The organism is Ralstonia sp. Ralssp135 (genome assembly GCF_047304345.1).
In the GTDB taxonomy this organism is placed as follows: domain Bacteria; phylum Pseudomonadota; class Gammaproteobacteria; order Burkholderiales; family Burkholderiaceae; genus Ralstonia; species Ralstonia chuxiongensis.
This window is the reverse complement of sequence record NZ_JBGLYZ010000001.1, coordinates 299,209-322,048: the sequence shown is the minus strand read 5'-3', so window position 1 is coordinate 322,048 and position 22,840 is coordinate 299,209. Positions and strand designations below refer to the sequence as shown.

The 22,840-nt window shown below is 63.0% G+C and carries 18 protein-coding genes; 8 read left to right on the top strand and 10 right to left on the bottom strand.

Annotated features, from left to right (window positions below; all coding sequences use genetic code 11):
* From ACCD03_RS01460 to ACCD03_RS01440, 5 genes are all read right to left on the bottom strand, one after another.
* Positions 1-1,341, bottom strand: a complete 1,341-nt coding sequence (locus tag ACCD03_RS01460; RefSeq protein WP_045205610.1) for an MFS transporter — start codon at positions 1,339-1,341, stop codon at positions 1-3.
* A gap of 282 nt (positions 1,342-1,623) precedes the next feature.
* The gene (gene galU / locus ACCD03_RS01455; protein ID WP_413410612.1) at positions 1,624-2,574 is read right to left on the bottom strand and encodes a UTP--glucose-1-phosphate uridylyltransferase GalU; all 951 of its coding nucleotides are present in this window, start codon (positions 2,572-2,574) and stop codon (positions 1,624-1,626) included.
* 268 nt (positions 2,575-2,842) lie between these two features.
* Complete coding sequence (locus tag ACCD03_RS01450; protein ID WP_253540862.1) at positions 2,843-3,661, bottom strand: DNA-binding protein; 819 nt, start codon at positions 3,659-3,661, stop codon at positions 2,843-2,845.
* Between the two features lie 319 nt (positions 3,662-3,980).
* Positions 3,981-4,991 (bottom strand): ParB/RepB/Spo0J family partition protein, encoded by a 1,011-nt coding sequence (locus tag ACCD03_RS01445; RefSeq protein WP_045205613.1) that lies wholly within the window; start codon positions 4,989-4,991, stop codon positions 3,981-3,983.
* A complete protein-coding gene (locus ACCD03_RS01440; protein WP_045205614.1) occupies positions 4,988-5,656 on the bottom strand; it encodes a ParA family protein in 669 nt (222 codons plus the stop codon). The genes ACCD03_RS01445 and ACCD03_RS01440 overlap by 4 nt, the downstream gene beginning before the upstream one ends.
* A 416-nt stretch (positions 5,657-6,072) precedes the next feature.
* Between ACCD03_RS01440 and ACCD03_RS01435 the strand changes: the two genes are divergently transcribed.
* Complete coding sequence (locus ACCD03_RS01435; protein WP_004632415.1) at positions 6,073-6,276, top strand: cold-shock protein; 204 nt, start codon at positions 6,073-6,075, stop codon at positions 6,274-6,276.
* A 74-nt stretch (positions 6,277-6,350) separates the two neighbouring features.
* Here the strand turns inward: ACCD03_RS01435 and ACCD03_RS01430 are convergent, their stop codons facing one another.
* Positions 6,351-7,427 carry a replication protein RepA gene (locus ACCD03_RS01430; protein WP_045205615.1) on the bottom strand — a complete coding sequence of 359 codons (1,077 nt, stop codon included), beginning with the start codon at positions 7,425-7,427 and terminating at the stop codon, positions 6,351-6,353.
* A 1,438-nt stretch (positions 7,428-8,865) separates the two neighbouring features.
* On the opposite strand from ACCD03_RS01430, the gene ACCD03_RS01425 reads away from it, so the two are divergent.
* Positions 8,866-10,170, top strand: a complete 1,305-nt coding sequence (locus ACCD03_RS01425) for an NCS2 family permease (protein WP_413410611.1) — start codon at positions 8,866-8,868, stop codon at positions 10,168-10,170.
* 289 nt (positions 10,171-10,459) lie between these two features.
* Here the strand turns inward: ACCD03_RS01425 and ACCD03_RS01420 are convergent, their stop codons facing one another.
* Positions 10,460-11,722 carry an integrase gene (locus ACCD03_RS01420; RefSeq protein ID WP_413410609.1) on the bottom strand — a complete coding sequence of 421 codons (1,263 nt, stop codon included), beginning with the start codon at positions 11,720-11,722 and terminating at the stop codon, positions 10,460-10,462.
* Between the two features lie 300 nt (positions 11,723-12,022).
* Here ACCD03_RS01420 and ACCD03_RS01415 point away from each other — a divergent pair, with 300 nt between their 5' ends.
* From ACCD03_RS01415 to ACCD03_RS01390, 6 genes are all read left to right on the top strand, one after another.
* Entirely contained in the window at positions 12,023-12,805 is a 783-nt protein-coding gene (locus tag ACCD03_RS01415; RefSeq protein WP_253540851.1) for a DUF4397 domain-containing protein, read from the top strand.
* A gap of 88 nt (positions 12,806-12,893) precedes the next feature.
* Positions 12,894-15,311 carry a PAS domain-containing protein gene (locus ACCD03_RS01410; protein ID WP_413410608.1) on the top strand — a complete coding sequence of 806 codons (2,418 nt, stop codon included), beginning with the start codon at positions 12,894-12,896 and terminating at the stop codon, positions 15,309-15,311.
* Positions 15,312-15,363: 52 nt separating this feature from the next.
* The gene (locus tag ACCD03_RS01405) at positions 15,364-16,620 is read left to right on the top strand and encodes an AI-2E family transporter (RefSeq protein WP_316675475.1); all 1,257 of its coding nucleotides are present in this window, start codon (positions 15,364-15,366) and stop codon (positions 16,618-16,620) included.
* Positions 16,621-16,845: 225 nt separating this feature from the next.
* Entirely contained in the window at positions 16,846-17,277 is a 432-nt protein-coding gene (locus ACCD03_RS01400) for a hypothetical protein (RefSeq protein WP_413410607.1), read from the top strand.
* A gap of 7 nt (positions 17,278-17,284) precedes the next feature.
* Positions 17,285-18,457: a glycosyltransferase family 4 protein gene (locus ACCD03_RS01395; protein WP_413410684.1), complete on the top strand. Its 1,173-nt coding sequence runs from the start codon at positions 17,285-17,287 to the stop codon at positions 18,455-18,457.
* Positions 18,435-18,971 carry a phosphatase PAP2 family protein gene (locus ACCD03_RS01390; protein ID WP_024978053.1) on the top strand — a complete coding sequence of 179 codons (537 nt, stop codon included), beginning with the start codon at positions 18,435-18,437 and terminating at the stop codon, positions 18,969-18,971. Before ACCD03_RS01395 ends, ACCD03_RS01390 begins: the two co-directional genes overlap by 23 nt.
* Before the next feature lie 9 nt (positions 18,972-18,980).
* Here the strand turns inward: ACCD03_RS01390 and ACCD03_RS01385 are convergent, their stop codons facing one another.
* The 3 genes from ACCD03_RS01385 to ACCD03_RS01375 are packed head-to-tail and all read right to left on the bottom strand — an operon-like array spanning position 18,981 to position 22,544.
* Positions 18,981-19,775, bottom strand: a complete 795-nt coding sequence (locus tag ACCD03_RS01385) for a DUF2334 domain-containing protein (RefSeq protein WP_413410606.1) — start codon at positions 19,773-19,775, stop codon at positions 18,981-18,983.
* Between the two features lie 25 nt (positions 19,776-19,800).
* Positions 19,801-21,015 carry a glycosyltransferase family 4 protein gene (locus tag ACCD03_RS01380; RefSeq protein WP_260781572.1) on the bottom strand — a complete coding sequence of 405 codons (1,215 nt, stop codon included), beginning with the start codon at positions 21,013-21,015 and terminating at the stop codon, positions 19,801-19,803.
* A gap of 26 nt (positions 21,016-21,041) precedes the next feature.
* Entirely contained in the window at positions 21,042-22,544 is a 1,503-nt protein-coding gene (locus ACCD03_RS01375) for an RNA polymerase factor sigma-54 (RefSeq protein WP_413410605.1), read from the bottom strand.
* Positions 22,545-22,840: the final 296 nt, after the last annotated feature.

The window sequence follows — 22,840 nt, the reverse complement described above, 5'->3', positions numbered from 1 at the left end:
TCAATGTTCGATGCGGGAATGCTCGCGAGTATCGCGCATGAACACGTAGACCAACAGCGACAGGAAGATCGTGCCCGTCACATACCAGTAGAACAGCGATTCATGACCCGCCTGCTTGAGCCACAGCGCGATGTACTCCGCCGTGCCGCCAAAGATCGACACCGTGAGTGCATACGGCAGGCCCACGCCCAGCGCGCGCACTTCCGCAGGGAACAGCTCGGCCTTCACCACCGCGTTGATCGACGTGTAGCCCGAGACGATCACCAGCGCGGCCATGATCAGGAAGAAGGCCGTCCACACGTTGGTGGTCTGGCTGATGCCGGTCATGATCGGCACGGTGAACAGCGTACCCAGCACGCCAAACGCAATCAGGATCGGACGGCGGCCAATGCGGTCAGACAACCCGCCCACGATCGGCTGCAGCATCGCGAACAGCAGCAGCGTGGCGCCGGACACCAGCGTCGCCGTGTCCTTCGACAGCCCGACCGTGTTAGCCAGGAACTTCTGCATGTAGATCGAGTACGTGTAAAACGCCACCGTACCGCCCATCGTCAGGCCCACGACCGTCGCAACGGCGCGCGGATGCTTGGCCAGCTCCGACAGCGTGCCGCGCTTCTTGTTTGCCTTTGCGGCGGTAAAAGACTGCGTTTCCTCCATGTGCGAGCGCATGGCCATTGCCACCAGCGCGCACAGCGCGCCGACAAAGAACGGAATGCGCCAGCCCCACGCCTCAAGCTGCGCCGGCGACAGCACGAACTGCTGCAGCACGATCAGCAGCGCCAGCGCCGTCAGTTGGCCGGCGATGAGCGTGACGTACTGGAAGCTCGAGTAGAAGCCGCGGTTTTCCTTGTTGGCGACTTCGCTCAGGTACGTGGCCGAGGTGCCGTATTCCCCACCGACCGACAGCCCCTGCAGCAGACGAGCCAGTACCAGCATCACGGGTGCCGCAACGCCGATGGTCGCGTAGCTCGGCGTGAGCGCAATGATGAGCGAGCCCGCGCACATGAGCACCACCGAGAAGAACAGCGCGCGCTTGCGTCCATAGCGATCCGCGTAGATACCCATCAACCAGCCGCCCACCGGACGCGCCAGGAAGCCGACCGCAAACACCGCCGCCGTATTGAGCAGTTGCGCGGTCTGGTCGCCCTTCGGGAAGAACGACTTGGCAAAGTACAGGGCAAACGCCGAGTACACGTACCAGTCGTACCACTCGACCAGGTTGCCAATCGAACCGGAGAAGATGGAACGCAGACGACGGCGTACGTCTGCGGGGGTGTCTTTGGTGGGGGCCTGCGCGGGCGAAAAGTCGCCCGTGACCGCACCAGCCTGAGGCTGCGTCATGGTGTCTCCTTGGAGCGTTGCGGCGGCCTTTGCTGGTGACAAGTCGCACACCAAGCTGCGTGTGCGACGTCCAAGCGGTCCGCCGGTTTATGGGTGGTCGCTCTTACTCAAGAAGCATTCCATGCAGAAAACAGACGCGTCGATCCGCCACAAACGCCCATGGCACCGGGCTTTGCCGGAAATCGACCGAACAACGGAAGATCGGAGAAGTGTGCGGTTTCTCAGAATCGGCCGGGCGGCCTGTGCGGAAACCCGCACGACCGATTCTGAAAGAGGCGGAGCTCAGGCGGCCACGCTCAGCGGAATGGTGTCGCGGACCAACGAATCCATCTCGGCAGACACATCTTCATGCGTTTGGGACAGGCCCAGACGCTCATGCAGATACGCCTCAAAGTCAGTACGCACTTCCGGATGGCGCAGCGCAAACTCGACCGTCGCCTGCAGGTAACCGAACTTGCTGCCGCAATCGAAACGCTGACCACGGTAGCGATACGCCAGGATCTGCTCTTCAGCGAGCAGACTCTGGATAGCGTCCGTCAACTGCAATTCGCCGCCTGCGCCAGGCTTCAGATTGCGCAGATGATCGAAGATGCGCGGCGTCAGGATGTAGCGCCCGACCACGCCCAGGTTCGACGGCGCATCCTTCGGCGCCGGCTTTTCGACAATGGCATCGAGCTTGACCAAGCGGTCATCCCATTCACGGCCGGCAACCACGCCATACGACCGCGAGGCTTCCGGCGCAATCGTTTCGACGCCGACGATGGAGCAACGGTAGTGATCGTAAAGCTCCGTCATCTGCTGCATGACGGGCGGCTGGTTGTCCAGCAAGTCATCAGCCAGGATCACGGCGAAAGGTTCGTCGCGTACCAGTTTCTGCGCGCACAACACTGCGTGGCCAAGGCCCAGCGTCTCGGGCTGACGCACGTAGAAGCACTCGACGCCGGGCGGCTTGATCGACTGCACCATCTCCAGCAACGCCTGCTTGTTCTTGGCGGCCAGCTCAGTTTCAAGCTCGTAAGCCTTGTCGAAATGGTCTTCGATAGCGCGCTTGGCGCGGCCCGTGATGAAGATCATTTCCGTGATACCCGCGGCGGCTGCCTCTTCCACCGCATATTGGATCAGCGGCTTATCGACGATCGGCAGCATCTCTTTCGGGCTGGCCTTAGTGGCGGGTAGAAAACGTGTACCGAGCCCCGCCACGGGAAACACGGCCTTGGTGATCTTCTCGTTCATGACAACTCCATTGGTGAGACGTAGCGTCATGAGCAAGTCATATGCCAGCGCAAATTAAAGGGGTCGACCCTTTGATGGAGCACCATCTGGCGCGCCTCTGCCGCAACGTCGCGAGCACGGCATCGGCACCTTTCCTACAACGGGTTGAAACTCCGTCGCACCAACTTTCAGCGCCGAAAGTCGAAAAGCGTACCCAATTCTGCGTGCCGTTCTGAGCCAACTCGCGGTCGGCCAGACCAGTAAGCACCCGCTAACAGTGCTTGGAAAATCAGGAAGATGGCTTGACCCAGCCGCGCGAGACCGGCGCGGTGCGCTCGGGCGTGCGCCGGTAGGCATCGATCTGGGCGTTCAGTTGCGCGACCTCAGCTTCCAGGGTGCGGATGCGCTGGCGCAGTTGATCGGCTTCGTTTTGCGTCTGCTGGCGCACCGCATCGTTCTGCAAGCGTAGAAAGCGCTCGGTACCCGCCAGCGCGCTGGCCGCGCCCTCCAGGCGGGTCACGGTTTCCATGGTCTGTTCCAGGCGCTCGAGGGTCGCGTCGGTCAACTTGGGCGGGACGGCAGGCGCCGTGGCAAGCGCCTCGCCGAGACGGCGTTCCAAGTCGGCCATGGCGGCCTGCAATTGCCGATTGCGCGCGGCTTCGTGTTCCAGCGCGCGCTCCGCCACCTCAGCTCGGATGCGCGCTTCCATCCATTCGGCGCCCGCACCGGGCGCGCCGATGGCGCGCGAGGCGATGCGGTTGCGCTCGTCACGAGCCGAAAGCGTACCCGTTTCTGCGTGTGCCAACGGGATCGGCCACGGCTCAACCGCATCCGTAGCAACACCACTTGCAATCGGCCCGCGCCCCTGCGCCCGGTCTATCGCCTTCTGTAACGTCGAATTGCTCGGACGCCGGCGTACTCCCGCTTCCGCCAACCACTGCACGTAACGCCGAACGCCGTAAACACGTCGCGTCACGGCCTGGACGGCTTCGATTACCTCATCAAGGAACACAGCGTTGTCGTGCGGGAAGGCGATATCCAACCGTCGAATCGCTTCAACGATTCGCTGCTGCTGCTCAGCCGAGAAATAGAGACCGGGGCGTGCCATAGGGGCTATCAAGTGTCCATGTAGTGTACATGAAGGGTTAAAAACCTCAAGTAATCAGCGTTACAGGTCATTATTTACATTTGGTGTATGTGTAATTGCAGTCGAGTCTTGAAACATAGACATCCCCTTTGAAGGGGGAATCCACTCAATTCGGTGCCGAGCGGGCCGGGAAACGAGCCCTTCGATGGGGTACACCGGACACCGTTGAGCCGGCGCAGAAACGGGTACGCTCTACGCTCCGATATGGCTTCCGAGCCCGAAATCAGGGTAAAAAAAAGCGCCCCATGGGGCGCTTCTAGTAAACAAACCTGCGGCGAAACTACAGTAGGGCGACATCCAGGCCAAATCGGCTTTTCAGCGCTTCCACCAGCGATTCCCGGGCGGCACGATCTCCGAGCTTCACATCGAGCATCACTCTTCCGGAATCCCACTCCTTGATTGTGCCGAGAAGATCACCTTCCGCGCTTCGAATCTTATATTGGCGGCTGACTTCCTTCACCTTGCGGGTACGCCCTTCTTGAGCCACCTTGCGGATCTGCTCCACGTCGCGGCTTGAGAGCCCCTCTTCCAGGACGCGATGTACCAGCTCACGCGTGCGGTCTTCGCCCGCGCTCTTGAAGTACAGCGTCAGCTCGTATCCGGTCGCGATACCGATGCCAGCCGGTCGTTCCTTCATGACTTCGAGCACTGACTCCGGCAGTTTCAGCAATGCCAACGTCTTGTTGACCGTTCCCGCGGATACGCCGGTAATCTCACAAATATCTTCTTCTTTTTTAACTTTTCCTTCATCTAGCAGCTGCCGCCATGCGATGGCGTTGTCCAGCACGGATTGGCCAGAACGCTGCTCGTTCAAGACGAAGGACAGACGGTAGAAATCGATGTCGGACAGGCCGTCTTCGATGAAGCAGTCCATCTCGGCCTTCCCAGCGGCGGCCAAGGCGCGCTTACGGTAGTGACCGTCGATCAGGACATACCAGCCCGGCCGTGCGAGGTCTGGCGCCGCCAACCCTGGCGTCTGCTGACCATGCGTAGCGATGGATGCCGCCCGCTCCTGAACGATCTGCGGATCGTAGATGCGGCGGGCGTTAAGCGGATTTTCCTGCAGCCGTTCCAGCGGAACCTTGATCACCCTGCGTTCAGAAGTATTTGCAGGTGCGGGACTTTCAGCGCTGAAAGCAGGGGCAGGAGCCGCTTGCCCAAGCAGCCCGCGGGGGTGCGATGTAATCGCTTTTTCCGCCAAAGCAAAGCGATCAACCGGTGTCGCCTTGGTCTTCTCTGCGGCAATGCCGGCCAGCATGCCGTCTTTGAGCGATTTCAACTTCGCGCTCATACACGTTCCTCCTGCAACAACTGCAACACCTCGTCGATCAAGATGTCGACTTCACTAACGGCTTCCCGGGCGCCCGGCACCCCGTGCACCGTCGCACCGATCGCTTGGCACTCACGAAATGCAGAGCGCGAGCCGATCATTGAATCCATCAAAGGAATATCACCATCATCACCAAGAATCTCAATTGCTTGCTTAGCAAGCGAGACACGCCGCTGAACCATGTTTGCCAGTACGCGAATACGCAGTGTCTCGTTGGTCACCTGAGCCTGCTGAGCCAAGGCTTTGGCGGCCACAGCAGCCCACAGATCGGGGGGCGACGGCACTACGGGGATCAACGCAATATCGGAGATGAGCAGAGCGCTTGACGAAGACGGTGAGTGGACCGCCGGAGGGCAATCGACGACGATGTAATCGTAGTCCGCCACAAACTTGCGCACCTCTCGGTGCATTGCGCCGCCAGACGGTGCTAAACCGATCACCGAAGCCGGAAAGGGCTTGTCTTCAGGCGCTTGAGCGGCCCACCGAGTGGCCGTTCCTTGCTCGTCCATATCGACCAGCAGCGTCTTATTCCCCCGCAAACCAAGGGTTCCGGCGATGTGCATGCTGACCGTGGTCTTGCCGCATCCGCCTTTCTGATTGAATACCGTTACGATCTTGGCGCTCACTGGCCCTCCACTTTCAGCGCTGAAAGTCAGCAGCGCTCATCTTAGGGAAGACCGCATAAAAACACAAGTTCGATAAATTTCAATTCATACAAATTTCATCCGAAGGGCCTCATCAAAAAAGGGGCCGGTCAGGTGGTTTTCAATTCACCTAAACTGAGATGTAAATGCGGTCTTTAACGCATAACTTTCTGCGTTCACCCCAGCATTTACAGGCTTTGTAGGTGTTTACCAGTGGGATGCATAAAAGCGACATTTTGCGAAAATGCCGCCCATCGACACTCTGCCTCAAACTGGTTATGATGCTCAGACAGTCGTCTGAAGACTTTGTCTACGCAAGATTCGGAATCAGCCGGTTCTTCGTGCGATGTCCGGATCGGCTGGACGACGTGTTTTTTGTTTTTTAAAGGAATTTTTGCATGGCCACGGGTACTGTCAAATGGTTTAACGAAACCAAAGGCTTCGGCTTCATCACTCCGGACGGCGGCGGCGCAGATCTGTTCGCGCACTTCTCCGAAATTCAGGGTTCGGGCTTCAAGACCCTGAAGGACGGCCAGAAGGTCACCTTCGAGGTGAAGCAAGGCCCGAAGGGTCTGCAAGCCTCGGCGATCAAGCCGGAATAAGTTTCAGGCTGATCGCCTGAGATGAAAAAGGGGAGCATCTGCTCCCCTTTTTTTGTCCAGCGCTTTTGCGTACCTCAGGCCAGCTTCCGCACGCTGGTACGCGATGGCTGCAGAATCAAGGCCTTGGACGAGTCAGCATCGACTTTCGCGTCTGGATAGACAACCAGCACGTCCTTCAGCGCCTTGCGGAACAACGCACGGAATTTCCGCTCGCTTTCGGTCTCAGTACCGAATTGCATCTGCAGCGCTTCCCAAGGGATCTCTGTACGCTTCTGGATCGTAAAGAAGCGGTATGTGAGCCACGAATACACATCCAGCGCAAACGGCGATTGCTTGAGCGCCTTCAACGCACGCATATCCACCGGCACAGGGCGATTCACGAGTTCGTTGAAGAACGGTTCTGACAGCACCACGAAGCTCTCGAACATCGAACCCTGGCCCGGCTGCATTGGATCCCACCACGTCGACAATTGATCGGCCAGCAGGTAACCGATGCGATCGATCGACAGTGGTTCCTGGTTCTGATTCTGGCTGCTGGGCGCCGACTTGTTTTGCACGATGGCAATCGTGGCAGAGAACAAGCGGATCATCTGCTGGCGGACCAGCGTCATGGTGCCACGCTTGCCGCCGGTGGCCATTGGGATGCCCAGGTTGTACATGAACTCGGACAACGAGTTGCCCAGCGAAATGCGCCGGTCTTCCACCGTGCCTTGGAATTCGCCGCGCTTCTTCTTGGCCATGATTTCCTTGCCGATCCAGGCCAGCATGAGCCGAGGATACGAGCCATAGGGATAGCCGAAAGAGACCGTCTCGGAGACGATGCGCTGCCGCCCATTGCTGGCCCGTTCAGAACGCTGCTGCGTGAAGTAGCCCGGCTGAATCATCAGCGAAATGTTGCCGCTGGAACGCGTCCAGACCGGCGGCGCACCCTTGGGAGCGCGATAGGGGAGGGTGACCTGCACGCTGGCGCGGCTGAGAAAGCCAACCTCGCCGCTTTGCCAAGCGTCTTCCCGTTCCATCGCCTGTGCTTCGTCGAACAGGCGCTGAAACTTCTCTGGCGCGGCAATGACTTGCCCTCCCGAGGGGACGATGATGCGGCCGGGCGATTCGTCGGCCGGTTTCCCATTGGGTGTAAGGCGTTTGGTGACCATGGTGGGCAAGAATTGTTCAGAGCCTTTGTACTAAAACGCCTTCGCCTTGTCACGCAGAATCGGGTACGTTTTCTTATTTTTGCTCGTTGTCGCGGGAAGGGCATCGGTGGGCAACCGTTAAGGTTGTCCACGGAAGACCTTTCCTCACTACAAGCTATATATACCTTCTACGTTTACTACAGGTAAACCGTATACGCGGCCCGCAAAGCCTTGCCAGTACTGGGTTTAAGGGGGCAAACCGAACCAGATTCTGCGGACGTGCGAACCAGATTCTGCGCGATGGCGTACCCGCTTCTGCGCGAAACCGTACCCGCTTCTGCGCATTGGGCGTACCGGAATCTGCGGGGACAACATCATGTTGTCCACAGTGTTATCCACAGAAAACTGAGGTCGGACGACGCCGTTCGATGCGTTTCTGCACGTGCGTACCCGTTTCTGCGGCCGACTTGATGACTTTTGAGACCGGTTCAGCCTGCTCGCTGTCGAAGCGTACCTGTTTCTGCGTGGATCAAGGTAATTTCTGCACGTGCTGGCGTACCCAAATCTGCGCGCCTGCCGATTCTGGTGATTTTTTGGCGCTCCTTATTACAGACCATTCCATGAAAGCGAGCGCACGCTTCTGACAGCCCGCCTAGGATTCACGCGTACCCGTTTCTGCGTGGTGGCTCGCAAACAGTATGTGCCCGCAGATCATCAAGCCTGCTGCTTAAGACGGGAGAATCCTGAACTTTCATCGCTGAAACCTGGACGAGGGGATGCTGTTTGGCGATGCCTCGGGGCGGAACGTTCTAGCTGCCGTACCTGTTTCTGCGGGTAAAAAGCCTTATTAGCCAAGGGCTTGGCGAGGCAGCGTGCAGATAAGGCGTACCCGTTTCTGCGGAGGATCACGCAGAAATGGGTACAGCCAGCCCCGGGGCTTCTTCCGCAGAAACGGGTTCGCTTTGGGCCGGGCCTTGGGCGCGACCATGCGCAGAAACGGGTACGGTCTTGTTCTTCAAGGGCTCGCAGAAACAGGTACGCCTTTACCTGTCATTACGCGTGCCCTCTTCGGGACAAGTTGTACCCGTTTCTGCGGAGTCCAGCGCAGAAACGGGTACGCCCGTCGCCACGCAGGCCGCGTAGCATCGGGATTTCGCAGAAACGGGTACGGTTTGCTGGTGGAGTCGTGTCCTGCGCTGCCTGGGCGATAGGGCTTGCCAGGCGATGTGCACACGCCCGGCGTTTCGGGCATCATGCGCATCCCGTGCGCCGGCGTGGCACTTGGCCGGCGCGTTTTCCATCATTCGATTCGCATGAACAGTATTTCGACCGCGCCGCTTGGGGGTGCCGGAATCTTGCTAAGAGTAGCCTCGCCCCGTGGTGGGCGTGCGTCGGGGGAGCCAGGCGCAGGACGGCGTCGGCCAGCGATGACACTTCACAACAAGAGGAGACAACCTGAATGACCTGGCTCGCGCGCACCTTCAAGCTCCAGGAACACCAGACCGACGTCCGCACGGAAGTGCTGGCCGGGCTGACGACGTTCCTCACGATGGCGTACATCATCTTCGTCAACCCGAACATCCTGGCTGACGCGGGCATGCCGCACGACGCGGTATTTGTCGCCACGTGCATCGCCGCGGCGATCGGCACGATCATCATGGGGATGTACGCGAACTACCCGATCGCGATGGCGCCGGGCATGGGGTTGAACGCCTACTTCGCGTACGCGGTGGTCAAGGGCATGGGCTTCACGTGGCAGGCGGCACTGGGCGCGGTGTTCATTTCCGGCTGCCTGTTCCTGCTGGTGAGCGTGTTCCGCATTCGCGAGATGATCGTGAACGGGATTCCGCATTCGATTCGCGTGGCGATCACGGCGGGTATCGGGCTGTTCCTGGGCATCGTCTCGCTGCGTGGTGCGGGGTTGATCGTCGGGAATCCGGCGACGCTCGTGACGCTCGGCGATGTGCACCAGCCTTCGGTCATCCTGGCGGTGATCGGCTTCTTCGTGATCGTGGCACTGGACCATCTGCGCGTGAAGGGCGCCATCCTGATCGGCATTCTGGCCGTGACGGCAGCGAGCTTCTTCTTTGCGGGCAACACCTTCCACGGCGTGGTGTCGATGCCGCCGTCGCTCGCGCCCACGCTGATGCAGCTCGACATCATGGGCGCGCTGTCGGTGGGCATCCTGAATGTGGTGCTGGTGTTCTTCCTGGTGGAGCTGTTTGACGCGACCGGCACGCTAATGGGCGTGGCCAACCGCGCGGGCCTGCTCAAGCAGGGCAAGATGGACCGCCTGAACAAGGCGCTCCTGGCCGACAGCACGGCCATCATGGCGGGCTCCCTGCTGGGCACGTCGTCGACCACCGCCTATATCGAAAGCGCTTCGGGTGTGCAGGCCGGCGGCCGTACGGGGCTGACGGCGCTGACGGTGGCGGTGCTATTCCTGCTGTGTCTGTTCTTCTCGCCGCTGGCTGGCGTGGTGCCGGCCTACGCGACGGCGCCCGCGTTGCTGTATGTGTCGTGCCTGATGTTGCGCGAATTGGTGGATCTGAACTGGGAAGACACCACCGAAGCCGTGCCGGCCGTGCTGACCGCGCTGATGATGCCGTTCACGTATTCGATCGCCAACGGCGTCGCGTTCGGCTTCATCACGTACTCGGGGCTGAAGCTGTTCACGGGGCGCATGCGCGAGGTGCCGATCATCGTGTGGATCATCTCGGCGGTGTTCCTATTCCGCTTCTTCTATCTGTCGGGCGGGCACTGAGCTCCAGGGTCTTCAGGCAACGCACAATGAACGCGGACTCTCGAGTCCGCGTTTTTTTTGGGAGCATTTGCGCCAAAGCGTACCCGTTTCTGCGTGCGATTTCGGAGCCGAGCGTACCCGTTTCTGCGTGCCACCGTCGACGATTCAGCGGCGGAGCGTACCCAATTCTGCGGACGACGTAAGCGACAACTGTCGCGCGAATCGCGTCGACAATTGGTTCCGACAATGCGTGAATACGGCATCTGCGCAGGCGGTGCGTACCCGTTTCTGCGCGATGTGTGGAGGAATGTCAGGCGGACGGCAGGGCCAGTTTGCGGGCTGCGTCAGCAATGCTGGCGGCCAGATCGGCTTCGCGTGCACGCACGGAAGCGCTTGGCAGGGCGGCAAGGCCAAGCGCATGGGCGATGTCGGCTGCGGCCTCACCGGCCGCAAGCCGCTCGCGCAAATGAGCGCCGCGCACGCCGCGCAACGACGCATTCGCCAAGCGGACGGCCGCGTCGGCGTGGCCCATGGCGCGAGCGTACTCAGCGGCTTCGCCGAGCATGGCCTTGACGATGAGCAGCAGTTGCGAACGCGAGGCGATGCCCTTGCGCTCGCCGAAGTCGCGGCGCAGGGCGGGCGAGTCGATGATGGTGCCGTCTGCGCGTCGCGGCGATCGCTTGCGCACCGACAGCAGCAGCGGCGTGGCTTCATTCGGCAGCGGCAGCGGCGACAGGCCAAAGGCCGCACGGTATTCGCGCAGCGCAGACATCAACGCGTCGCATGGCAGCCAGCGCTGCGAGCGGCCTGTGCCGATCGCCAGCAGCCAGACCGACGTCGGCAGCAATGCATCCGATGTCGCGTGCTCTGCCGGCACGGCGTGCAGCGCCACGTCGCCCATGCGGGCGGACACCAGCTCCGATACACGTATGCCCGCCTGTGCGAGCAGCACGGCAAGGAAGTGATCGCGCGCTTGGCGCAAGCGCGCTTCACGGCCCAAGGCGACACGCGCACGCACGGCATCGATCATCAATGCCATGTCTGATGCGCTCAGCGCCGTGTCCGGCTCGGATGCCGCGACGGATCTGGTTGCAGGCGCGCTTGGCGCAGGCACGGTAATGACGATCGCATCGTCATCGAGAAACGGGTTCACGCGCAGATAGCCCGCACGCTGCAGCCAGCCACAGAGGTTCGCCGCGATGATGCCGCTTTGCCGTGTGGAACGTGCCGAGAGCGGGCCGCGCAGTGGCGTCCAGTTGGCATCGTCGCGTTCAATGCCGCGCGCACTGATCGCCCATGCAGGCGGTTCTTGCAAAAAGCGCAAATAGGCCGACGCGTCGTCGCGCTGCCAGCTTGCGATCGGCTTACCGAACGTGCGCGCGTACCAGCACACGCGCTCGGCTTCCACGCGGTACTGCGACAGCGTGGAAGCACTCACCGCACGGGCGCCAGAAGCGCGCGCAGCGAGCCACGCCTGCACGCGTTCGCGCTCTTGCGGGAAAGCCTGCAGATCGGCCTGGGAAGCGGCGTTATCGGGAAGGGGCACGGTATCAGCCGGGCGCGGTTCGAGCATGCGGAGCGTGTGTGGCGCACGAAGACAAAAACGGATCGCGCAAGTATAGCGATCCGCCTCCACGCCCAGGTCGTGAGACCCGATTGGAGTGGTCATTCAACTGCGATGGGCACGCGCCGTGCTCAATGCGGGAACGTCGCTTCGTATGTCGGACGCATCCGACAAAACGATCGGAACCGGTTCGATAGGCGCGCGGAATGTGTGCGTTTATCTTCGGCTCCACAAGTTGACAACAACGTACATGGGCGAGCGATGTATGCGGCCCGATTCATGAAAAGACTCTCCCTCCGAGGTGCAAGAATGAAGATACAGATCAGGAAGATTGTCGCCGTGCTGGCGCTGGGTTCGTTGGGCGTGCTTGCCGGATGCGGCGGCGGTGACGACGACATCGGGCAGATCATCGGTACCAGCTCGCCGCAATACCGCACGGTGCACGCCAACCCGTTCATCGGCAACGTTGACTTTGGTGTGAACGGCACCACGAAGATCACCAATGTCGGTTTCAAGAACGTCAGCAACTATTTCGGCATCGACGCGACGGCCAGCACGGCCACGGTGTCGAACACGGGCAGCAGTACGCCGCTGGCCTCGACCGGCTTCACGCCCGCAAACGGTCACCGCTACACGGCGCTGGCCATCGTGGGTGCCAATGGTTCTGCGACGAGCCTGGCGCTGATCGATGATCCGTACAACAAGTCGATCCTGTCGGACAAGGCGCGCGTGCGCACCTTCAACGCTTCGTACAACGCCCCCAACGTCGACGTCTACGTGACCGCGCCGAATGTGGATCTTTCCGCCATTGCGCCGACCATGAGCGGCGCCGCGTATGGCGGCGCGGCGCCCGCCAGCACGCAGGATTCGATCTACGTCGATGGCGGCACGTACCAGGTGCGCGTGGCGACGGCGGGAACGAAGAACATCATCTTCACCTCGCAGCCCTTCAGCCTGGCCAACAACGCCGACTGGCTGATCACCACGCTGCCGGCGGGGGGTATTGGCGCGGTTACACCGAACGCGATTCGCGTGCTCGTGGCCCAGGCCAACGGCGCTTCGCAAACAGCTTCTGAATTGCCCTCGCAGTAACTTCGCTCCACGCCCTATGATGCGGTGCTGCGGCACCGCATTTTTTTTCGCGGTGCCCCGGGAATGAAAACTGCTAACGAAGGGCGCAATGAGTGAATCCGTAACGGGCTGGTCGGCACCCGTGCGCGCCGCGCGCGAGACGCGTACCCCACTGGCCGCAAGGAAGCAGGTTGATGTGTTCTGGGTAGACGATCCGTTGACGGGTACGCGTCTGCACGTGAGCGCCGGGGCGCAGACGTGGGGCGTGCAGCCCGATTCGTTGTGCGGTATCCGCGACCGCTGGCTCGTCCATGTGCATCCGGATGACCATATCGCCCTGCGTGCCGCCTGGGAGGGCTTGGCGCGGGGGCAGGAGTTCGTCCTCGAATACCGCTGGCTCGGCACCGACGACGGCCAAACGCGCGAATACCGCGTTCGTGAGCGCGGCTACCTCATGCCAAGCCTCGACGGTGCATCCGCCCACGCCGTCGGCGTGGTCGAAGACGTGCCGCAGGGCCAGCAGACCCTGGCGGCACTCGCCGAGTCGGAATTCCAGCTGCAATGGCTGACCGAAAGCGTGCCGTTTCCGCTTGTGCAGATCGACCCCGAGCACCGCGTGCGCTTTGCAAACCGCGCTTATGCAGAGCGCTTTGGCGCTCGGCACGAAGACGTGCTGGGGCGCCATCTGCGCGAACTGATGGGCGAGGCCGCGTACGCGCGCGTCCTGCCATACCTGAGCGATGCATTCGCGGGGCAACGCGTCGAATTTGAAATGGAGCTGTCCTACCCGGACGATGTTGGTCGCCGCTTTGTGCATGCCGCGTATTCGCCGCAGCACGGTCCGGACGGCAGCGTGCAGGCGCTCGTTTGCGTGGTGGAAGACATCACCGAGCGAAAGGAGGCCGAGCACGAGCGCTTTCGCCATCAGCGCGAATTCGTCACGCTGGTCGAGAACGCGCCCGACGTGATTGCCCGGCTCGATCGCGAACTGCGCTGCGTATATGTCAACCGCGCCGTAACCGAAGCGTTTGGCGTGACGCCTGCCGGGCTGATTGGCAAGACGCTGGCTGCATCGTCCCTTTCCGTTGACGTCACCCTTCCGCTGGAGGACGCTGCGCGCCGCGCATTCGCCCTGGGTGCGGAACAGACGCTCGCGCTGCATCTCGAAGTGCGGGACGGACGCCCGCGCATTGCGCACTACAACGCGCGCGTCATTCCGGAAGCCGACCGGAATGGTGCGATGGAATCGGCGCTGCTCATCATTTACGACGTGACCGAACGTACCGAGGCCGAGCGCGAGCGCGATGCCTTGTTGTTGCGCGAACAAGCCGCACGTGCACAAGCGGAGGCCGCAGCGCTGGCGCGCGATCAGTTCCTGGCAGTGGTGTCGCACGAACTGCGCTCGCCGCTCAATGGCATCCAGAACTGGGCGTATGTGCTGGAGAGCCAGATCGCAGGCGGTGCGCCGCTCATGCAGCGGGCGCTAGCGGGCATCAAGACCGGCGTCGAGCAGCAGGTGCGCTTGATTGAAGATTTGCTAGACGCCACGCGCGTGATGAGCGGCAAGCTGCGCCTGACACGCGAGCCATTCGTGCTGCGCGCGGCGCTGGAAAGCGCGCTCAACAGCGTGCACGCGCTGGCAGCCGAACGCCGCATCACGCTGCACACCACCATCGAACTGAACGATCACGAGATTGACGGCGATGCCGATCGTGTCGAGCAGATTGTGTGGAACCTGCTGACCAACGCCATCAAGTTCACGCAGGAAGGTGGCGAGGTCTGGCTGTCGGCCGATCTGCTGGGCGAGGTGGCGCGCATTGTCGTACGCGATAACGGCCGGGGGATTGCGCCGGCGTTCCTGCCGTATCTGTTCGATCCATTCCGTCAGGCTGACGGCGCGCACACGCGGCGCACGGGCGGCCTCGGACTGGGTCTGGCGTTGGTCAAGCGCTTGACCGAACTGCATGGCGGGCGCGTGTATGCGCGCAGTGAGGGCGACCAGCAAGGCACCACCTTCACCGTATATCTGCCGCTGCATGCCGGCGCCGATCTGATCACACCGCTGGCTGAAGACCCCGAGCGCACTGGGCCGTTGCCCTCACTGGCGGGCCTGCGCGTGCTGCTGGTCGACGATCAGGAGGACGCGCGCGACGCGCTGGCCACCCTGCTCACGCAAGTCGGTGCGGAAGTCGGCAGCGTGGGCTCCGGCCACGAGACGATGGCGCTGCTCGACGTCTGGAGCGCGCGAGGCGAAGCAGGCCGCCCGCAGGCGGTGGTCTGCGACATCGCGCTGCCCGATGAAGACGGCTACGCGATCCTGCAGAGAATTCGTGCGTGGGAACACGAACACCTTCCTACCGGCGCTGCGCCGATGGCCGCCATCGCGCTGACCGCATTTGCACAACCGCACGATCGTGCTCAGGCATTGGCCACCGGTTTTCAGGAACACCTGATCAAGCCTGTGTCGCCGTACGATTTGGTGCGCACCTTGCGCATGCTTGCCATGCCTGTTTCCACGACTTCATAGGCGCCCCAAGGCACAACTTTTGCGCAGAGAACGGTGAACCACATTCTCTGCCATGCCAGCCGAACTCACTCCACCCCCCACGCAGCCGGAACCGCTGCACGGCAGCCTTCTCGACGGGCTGCGGCAGCCGGCCTGGCGCGTGGCGATGGTGCTGGTGGCCATTGGCGGCACCCTGGTATTTCTGCAATGGGCACGCGCGTTTCTGGTGCCGTTCACCCTTGGCGTGGTGCTCGCGTTTGCGCTGAACCCGGTGGTCGTGTGGTTGCGGCGCTGCTATGTGCCGCGCCCCATTGCAGCGGCCATCGTGGTGCTCGGCCTGTGGATTGCCGGTGCAGTGCTGGTCTTCGGGATGCAAGACGGGGTCTCTGCCATGGCGGCCCGGCTGCCGTTGGCCGCGGAGCGCATGGCAGAAGCCGTCGACGGTATGCGCGGGCACATGGGCGGCGCATTCGACAAGATGCGCGAAGTGACCGTCGCGCTCGAGCACGCCGCCGAAGGCGTGCAGGGCAAGCCGGCACCGGCGCTTGCCAAACGGTCGCCTGCAGTCGCGGCTCCTGCGGCGCAGCCGGTGCTGCCGCTGCGCGAGTTTCTATGGACGGGTTCCGCCAACCTCTTCGCGCTGGTGGGGCAACTCGTCGTGGTCTCGTTTCTCGTCTACTTCCTGCTCGCGTCTGGCCAGGCGCTCAAGCGCAAATGGGTGCGCGCGGTGGGCAACACATTGAGCGAAAAGAAGCGCGCGGTGCGCATGATGGCGGTCATCGGCACACAGATTCAGTATTCGCTGCTGGTGCTGTTTGCAACCAACATCGTGCTGGGCGTACTCACCACGGTGGCCTTTGTGCTGCTCGGCATGGAAGACGCGGCGGTCTGGGGGCTCGCGACCGCCGTGCTCCATTTTGTGCCGTATCTCGGTTCGGTGGTGATTGCCGTGGCCAGCGGCATTGGCGCATACCTGCAGATGGGCGCGTGGTCAGATGCGCTTGTCGTGGCAGGCGTCACGCTGCTGCTGGCCACGCTGGTCGGCACGCTGCTCGTGACGTGGCTGCAGAGCCGGGCGTCCAAGCTCGATCCGTGCGTGGTCTACATCGGCCTGCTGCTGTGGGGCTGGCTGTGGGGCCTGTGGGGCTTGCTGCTTGGGACGTCGATCACGGCGATGATCAAGGTGGTATGTGATCACGTCGATCGGCTGCGTCCGCTCGGTACGCTGCTCGGCACCACTGACGCGCCGGCAGGTGTGTCGCAGCGGTTACTGGACCGACTGCGCGGCCGCCCGACGCGTCGCTCGGAACGCGTGCGGCTTCCTCGCTGATTGCACAAGAGTCACTTTGCGCAGCAAGCGTTACAAGCGCGCATGTAACGCTTACGCAACGACTACGCCACGACGCCGGCAGATGCGTGGGTACGCTCCAATGTTTCCGTCGCGCCGTTGTGCAGCGGTGGTGCAGGTCTTGTCGATTGCAGCATGCGCGCGTGGGTTGTGGGCACGGTGGTTGCGGTGCGCAAGGCAACCAGATCACGTCCGCAGGAGGGCACCATGAACCGACTACGCCCCACCTTACGCGGCTCGCATGAGCGCGGCGAACGGCCGGCAGGTACGACACCGCCGCGTGCGCCAGGCGCGGGCCGAAACGCTGAAAACATCGACAAGATGCTCGGCAAGCCGGAGCAGGGCAAGGCAGAGTCGGGCTCGGCAGATCGGTTGCCGCACGAGCGCGACCAACACCTTGAAGAGCAACGTTCCGCCCCGCGCAGCGATGTCGAGCAGGCCGCGCGCGACATCGAAAGCGGTCAGCTCGACACCGATCTGCACAATACCCCCGGTGTAGAACGCGTCGTGCGCGAGCGCCATGCGGCCAACCGCGACGACAGCGATCGCCAAGTCGCCAACCGCAGCGCAGACGACCTTGCTCACAAACGAGGCCAGATGGGCGGCCCCTCGCACAGCCGCGATGAGCACAAAGGTTGATCGGCCCATGCGCATTGCCTATGTGACCGAAACCTGGCCGCCGGAACTTAACGGCGTATCGCTTACTGCCGCGCGCACCGTGGCATTTTTGCAGGCGCGCGGGCATGACGTGATGGTCGTGCGCCCGCGCCAGCGTGCCATCGACGCCGGCCAGCCTGCGTTGGCGGACGACACGCTCCGCGTTCCTGGCGTGCCGATTCCGCTGTATCCGGATTTGCGTATGGGTCTGCCCGCACGCAGGCGGTTGCTTCGTGCGTGGGGCGCCTACCGACCCGATCTTGTGCATGTCGCCACGGAAGGACCGCTCGGCTGGTCGGCCATTCGGGCTGCGCGGCACCTTGGTGTGCCCGTGACCTCCGATTTCAGAACGCGCTTTGACGAGTACGGCCGCCACTACGCGTGGGAAGGTGCCGTAACGCTGGTGCGCGCCTATCTGCGCTCGTTTCACAATCGCGCCGATCGCACCTTCGTTCCCACGCGCGAACTGCAGCGGCAGTTAAGCGACCTCGATTTCGAGCGCCTGACCGTCAGTACGCGCGGCGTGGACGCACACAGGTTCACGCCGCAAGCCCGCAGTCACGCATTGCGTGCGCAATGGGGGGCTGACGCCGACACGCCGGTCGTGCTCGCGGTGGGGCGTCTTGCGTTGGAAAAAAACCTGAGTGTCGCGCTGGATGCGTTTGATGCCGTGCGCGAGCGCGTGCCCGAGGCACGCCTCGTCATGGTGGGCGATGGTCCACAACGCAACGCACTGCGCCGTCGTTGCCCCGATGCCATCTTTGCAGGCACGCAGCATGGCGAGGCATTGGCCGCGCACTATGCATCGGCAGACGTGTTTCTCTTTCCAAGCGTGACCGAAACTTTCGGTAACGTGGTGGTCGAGGCGATGGCCAGCGGCTTGCCCGTGGTGGCGTTCGATACCGCCGCGGCCGGCATGCACGTGCGCAGCCACGAGAACGGTTGGCTCGCGCCCGTCGGCGATGCCGCGTTGTTCACGCAGGCTGCCGTCACACTCGCCACCGATGCCGGCTTGCGGCAACGCCTCGGTCAAGCGGCCCGGTTGACAGCGCAGGCGCTGGATTGGCCGCGCGTGCTCGAACGCTTTGAAGCCGCGCTCATCGCCTTGCACGACGCTGCCACCAACGGGGAGGCCTACCATGGCGACCCACGCCTGGCCTGACTGGAAGCGCTGGCGCGAGCGCGATCGGCAGCTCGCCGTGGCGCTCAATCACGTGGCCGGCGATGCGTCGGCCATGCGCTTCTATCGTGGTGTCAGTCGCCTTGGCGACGGCATGCTTTGGTATGCGTTGATGGCGGCGTTGCCCGTGGTGGGCGGGGACACCGGCTGGGAATGCGCCAAGCAAATGGGCCTGACGGGGCTGCTCTCGCTGGTCATCTACATCCTGCTCAAGCGCGGCGTGTGCCGGCCCCGGCCTTATCTCTCTTGCGAAGAGATCCACCTGTGCGGGCGCGTGCTCGATCAGTTCAGCTTTCCGTCGGGCCACACGCTGCATGCGGTGTCGTTCAGCATTGTGATGGCGGCGTATTACCCGCGCATGGCGCTGGCGCTCGTGCCGTTTACGCTCATGGTGGCCGTCTCTCGCGTCGTGCTCGGCCTGCACTATCCGAGCGACGTGCTGGCGGGTGCTGGCCTCGGGATGCTGATCGGCGGATTGTCGGTGTGGCTGTTCTAGCGCCCGCGCTCAATACGACGTTTGTGCGTGCCCGGCGACGGTGGTTTCCGGGCCGCCCATCCAGGCTTGGGCCAGCACCTGCGCAAAGCCGTTCTTGGTAACGGGCGTGCGCGTCTCCAGGCATGCAGCGAGCAGCTCTTGCCAATGGCGGATGACGTCGGGATGCGCCGCGTCGGCCGGATGCAGGCCCAGACGCAGTAGCGGTGCCTCCGCGTGCCGCTGCGCCAGCCAGCGCAGGTAGTACCGCGACACCAGCCGGCGCGCTGGCGAGCGCACGCTGTACGTCAGGCATGGCGCCTTGAGCGGGCGCCGGGGGTGCAGCAAAAAGAAGCGCTGCAGCGTGGTCGTATAGCGCAGCGGCAGGCCGTCGAGCGCCTCCCAGGTTGGCCGGTTCATCAGCCACGCCGGGGCGACAAAGCCATGCAGCGGCCAGCCGTTGGCGGCAAACCAGGCAGCTCCAGCTTCAATGCGCGCGCGCGCCGCCGCCAGCGGAATGGCAGAGAATTCGCCTTCGCCCGCGGTATAGCGGGTGCGGATCAGTTGGTCGATCACGCCGCCGGGGGGCTGGTCGTCCAGGTGCGCATAGCCGTGCAGGACAAGCTCATCGCCCTCGGCCAGGCATTCGCTCATGACGCGGCAGAAGCGCTCGCTGCTGCGCGCGGTCGGGCCGCGATAGAAGTTCGGAATGACCAGCAGAGACTTGGGTACGCGCGCCACCTCATCCAACGCAGAGAGCAACACCTTGCACGCAGGCCAGGTGGCGGGCGTGACATCGTGCATGGCAAGAATGAGATAGCGCGACATGATGAACAGAGTCGATCGATCAGGGTTACCGGCCGCGCGAAGCACGCACGGGCTCGCGAGCCGGTTGTGGAGTTGTCTGCGCAGCGGCGCTGGTTTGCCGGCCGAGTAGCGCGCGGTAGCGTTGCAGAAGTTGCGGCAGGACGGCCTGCCAGTCGTATTGCATCGCATGGCGGCGTGCCGCATGCGCCAATGCGACCGGATCGCGCTGGCGCAGCGCCTGGAGTGCCTGCGCGAAATCGTCAGCGCGGCAGCGCGGCACGGCATAGCCCACGCGCTCGTTCACCAGCTCGCTTAAACCGCCGGCCGCGCAGGTGACGACCGGCACGCCGCTGGCCATCGCTTCCAATGCGACGAGGCCGAATGTTTCCTGATCGCCCGCATGCACAAACACATCGGCACTTGCCATGGCGGCGGCCAGGTGCTGCGTGTCGCCTTCATATGCGAGTGCGCGTACGTGCTTGCCACGTGGCGGTGTGGGGCCCGAACCGATGGTGACGAGCACGCTGCCGTCGTCCAGCTTGTCCACCGCGTCGCACAGCACGTGCAGATTCTTCTCAGGCGCATAGCGGCCGACGTACAGCAGCACGCGTGCATCGCGCGGCAGGTCGAGTTGTTCGCGCCAGCGCAGCGAGCGCCGCGCGGGATGGAACAAGCGCGTGTCTACGCCCAACGGCTGCAGTTCGATGCGTTGCACACCCAGGTCGGCCACTTTCTGCGCGATGTAACGGCTGGGCACGAACACCGTATCGAAGTGCGGATACAGCTTGCGGGCGTACGCGGCCGCGGCCAGCTCGGCAGGCGGGCCGCCCAGGCGGCGGAAGAACGCTGGCAGATCGGAGTGATAGAACGCCGCCACCGGCACCTGCAGCTGCGCGCCGGCATGCACCGCCGCCCATGACAGCCGGTACGGGTCTCCCGCTTCAATGAGGTCTGGCGACAATGCACACAGCGCTCGCACGGCCGGCCCCGTGCGCAGCGGAATGCGATAGCCATGCGACAGCGGCAGCGGCACACCCGGCACCACGGCGATCTCATTGGTAGCGTCGTCCGCTGTGCCGGGCACGACCAACGTGTGCCGCCAGTGCGTGGAGCGCAGGAAGTCGTGCTTGGCGCGCAGGTAGCGTTTGACGCCACCGCTTTCCGCCGCCCAGAACATCGTCACGTCGGCCAGATGCAAGGACGCAGTGGTCGCATCGCCGTTATCGCGGTGCGGGTAATGATCGGTGGGCAGCTTGCGCACGGGACTCCTGTCGATGGCGGGGCGCGTCAGACCTGGCGCCGCATTTCCGCCGGCGCAATGCGCATCAGCCCGCGATACTTGGCCACTGTGCGGCGCGCAACGATCACGCCCTGCTCGGCGAGCATCTTGGCGAGCGACACATCGGAGAGCGGTGCGTCCGCATCTTCAGCTTCAATCATCTCCTTGAGCAACGCCCGCACCGACGCGGCCGAGCATGCGCCGCCGGTGTCGGTTGCCAGTTGGCGCGAGAAGAAATACTTGAACTCGAAGATGCCGCGCGGCGTGGCCATGTACTTGTTGCCTGTCGCGCGCGAGATGGTCGATTCGTGCAGGCCAAGCTCTTCGGCCACGTCACGCAGCACCAGCGGCTTCATGGCCACCTCGCCGTATTCCAGGAAGTGCTTCTGGTGCGCGACGATCGCCTCGGCCACGCGCTGGATGGTGGCGAAGCGCTGCTGCGCGTTGCGGATCAGCCAGCGGGCTTCCTGCAGTTGGTGCGCCAGCGGCGTGCGATTGTGGCCGCGCGTCTGGGCAAACAACTCCGCGTAGACCTTGTTGACGCGCGCGCACGGCGCCACCGCCGGGTTGGTCACGGCAACCCACTTGCCCTTGATCTTGGCGACGATCACGTCGGGCACGATGTACCCCGCATGCGCTTGCGAAAAGCGCAGCCCCGGGCGCGGGTCCAGCATGCGGATTAGGGCACAGGCGTCGCGCAGCTCCTCTTCGGTACAGGCGAGCGCGCGACGCATTTGCGTGAGTTCGCGCTTGGCCAAGCGGGGCAGGTGGCTGCGCACGATGTCTTGCGCGATCTCCTGGATGCGTTCTTCGGCCTCGGTGTCGGCGGGGCGCGCTTCGATCTGCAGGCGCAGGCACTCCGCCAGATCACGCGCCGCCACGCCCGGCGGGTCCAGGCTTTGCACGAGCGCCAGCGCAATCTGCATTTCCTTCTCGGTGGGCGGCGGCTCCACCGGCGCCAGCGGAATCAACTCGGAGAGCAACTGACGCAGGTAACCGTCGTCGTCCAGCGCTTCAATCAGCGTCTGTGCGAGGAGGCAGTCGCGCTCTGACAGGCGATAGCTGCGCAACTCCTGATGCAGGTGTTCGCGCAGGCTCGGCGTGGAGTGCACCCATTCGCCGATGTCGCTGTCTTCACCGTCGCCATGGTGACCGCCACCATGGCTGTAGTAGGTGCTGAAGTCGGTGGGGAAATCTTCCGATGCGGCCAGCGTCGGGTCGGTTTCAATGGCGCTGGTGGTGGTTTCCAGCGGTGCATCGTCTGCAGGCGTGTGATCGGCCGCGGCGCTGTCCCGATCGGCAGGAATGGCAATGTCGCCGGTGCGTGCAGCATCGGGCTGCGCACCCGCTTCTTGCTCGACCTCTTCCAGGAACGGATTGCTTGCGAGCGCTTCTTGCATTTCCTGCGCAAATTCGGTTGCAGACAACTGCAGCAGCTTGACGGATTGCTGCAGTCGTGGCGTGAGCGCGAGATGCTGCTTCGCACGCATTTCCAGAGCGGCCTTGACCATTCGCCTTGCCTCCTTTGGTGAGTGGGCGTCGACAATTACGTCGACCGGTCACCGCATCGATGCAAAGGGTATGCCATGTCAACAAAGCCAGTCGCCACAAGGCTTTACGGGCGGCTGGCACGCCGTTTCTACATGGTCATGTCGTTTTTATATGCCCATTGTTGCCGGCACATGACAGCGCCAGCGGCGGTTGCGGGCTGCGTGCGCGGGTGCAGATGGGTGGCACCGCAGGTACATGCGTTGCTGCGACGAAGGCGGGAGACGCGCCGCAGTGCGCTTCCATCGCCTTCTTATCG

Bases quoted from the DNA above. Each gene is read 5' to 3' on its own strand.
- ACCD03_RS01460 (WP_045205610.1), bottom strand. From the start codon at position 1,341: ATGACGCAGCCTCAGGCTGGTGCGGTCACGGGCGACTTTTCGCCCGCG.
- galU (WP_413410612.1), bottom strand. From the start codon at position 2,574: ATGAACGAGAAGATCACCAAGGCCGTGTTTCCCGTGGCGGGGCTCGGT.
- ACCD03_RS01450 (WP_253540862.1), bottom strand. From the start codon at position 3,661: ATGGCACGCCCCGGTCTCTATTTCTCGGCTGAGCAGCAGCAGCGAATC.
- ACCD03_RS01445 (WP_045205613.1), bottom strand. From the start codon at position 4,991: ATGAGCGCGAAGTTGAAATCGCTCAAAGACGGCATGCTGGCCGGCATT.
- ACCD03_RS01435 (WP_004632415.1), top strand. From the start codon at position 6,073: ATGGCCACGGGTACTGTCAAATGGTTTAACGAAACCAAAGGCTTCGGC.
- ACCD03_RS01430 (WP_045205615.1), bottom strand. From the start codon at position 7,427: ATGGTCACCAAACGCCTTACACCCAATGGGAAACCGGCCGACGAATCG.
- ACCD03_RS01425 (WP_413410611.1), top strand. From the start codon at position 8,866: ATGACCTGGCTCGCGCGCACCTTCAAGCTCCAGGAACACCAGACCGAC.
- ACCD03_RS01420 (WP_413410609.1), bottom strand. From the start codon at position 11,722: ATGCTCGAACCGCGCCCGGCTGATACCGTGCCCCTTCCCGATAACGCC.
- ACCD03_RS01415 (WP_253540851.1), top strand. From the start codon at position 12,023: ATGAAGATACAGATCAGGAAGATTGTCGCCGTGCTGGCGCTGGGTTCG.
- ACCD03_RS01410 (WP_413410608.1), top strand. From the start codon at position 12,894: ATGAGTGAATCCGTAACGGGCTGGTCGGCACCCGTGCGCGCCGCGCGC.
- ACCD03_RS01405 (WP_316675475.1), top strand. From the start codon at position 15,364: ATGCCAGCCGAACTCACTCCACCCCCCACGCAGCCGGAACCGCTGCAC.
- ACCD03_RS01400 (WP_413410607.1), top strand. From the start codon at position 16,846: ATGAACCGACTACGCCCCACCTTACGCGGCTCGCATGAGCGCGGCGAA.
- ACCD03_RS01395 (WP_413410684.1), top strand. From the start codon at position 17,285: ATGCGCATTGCCTATGTGACCGAAACCTGGCCGCCGGAACTTAACGGC.
- ACCD03_RS01390 (WP_024978053.1), top strand. From the start codon at position 18,435: ATGGCGACCCACGCCTGGCCTGACTGGAAGCGCTGGCGCGAGCGCGAT.
- ACCD03_RS01385 (WP_413410606.1), bottom strand. From the start codon at position 19,775: ATGTCGCGCTATCTCATTCTTGCCATGCACGATGTCACGCCCGCCACC.
- ACCD03_RS01375 (WP_413410605.1), bottom strand. From the start codon at position 22,544: ATGGTCAAGGCCGCTCTGGAAATGCGTGCGAAGCAGCATCTCGCGCTC.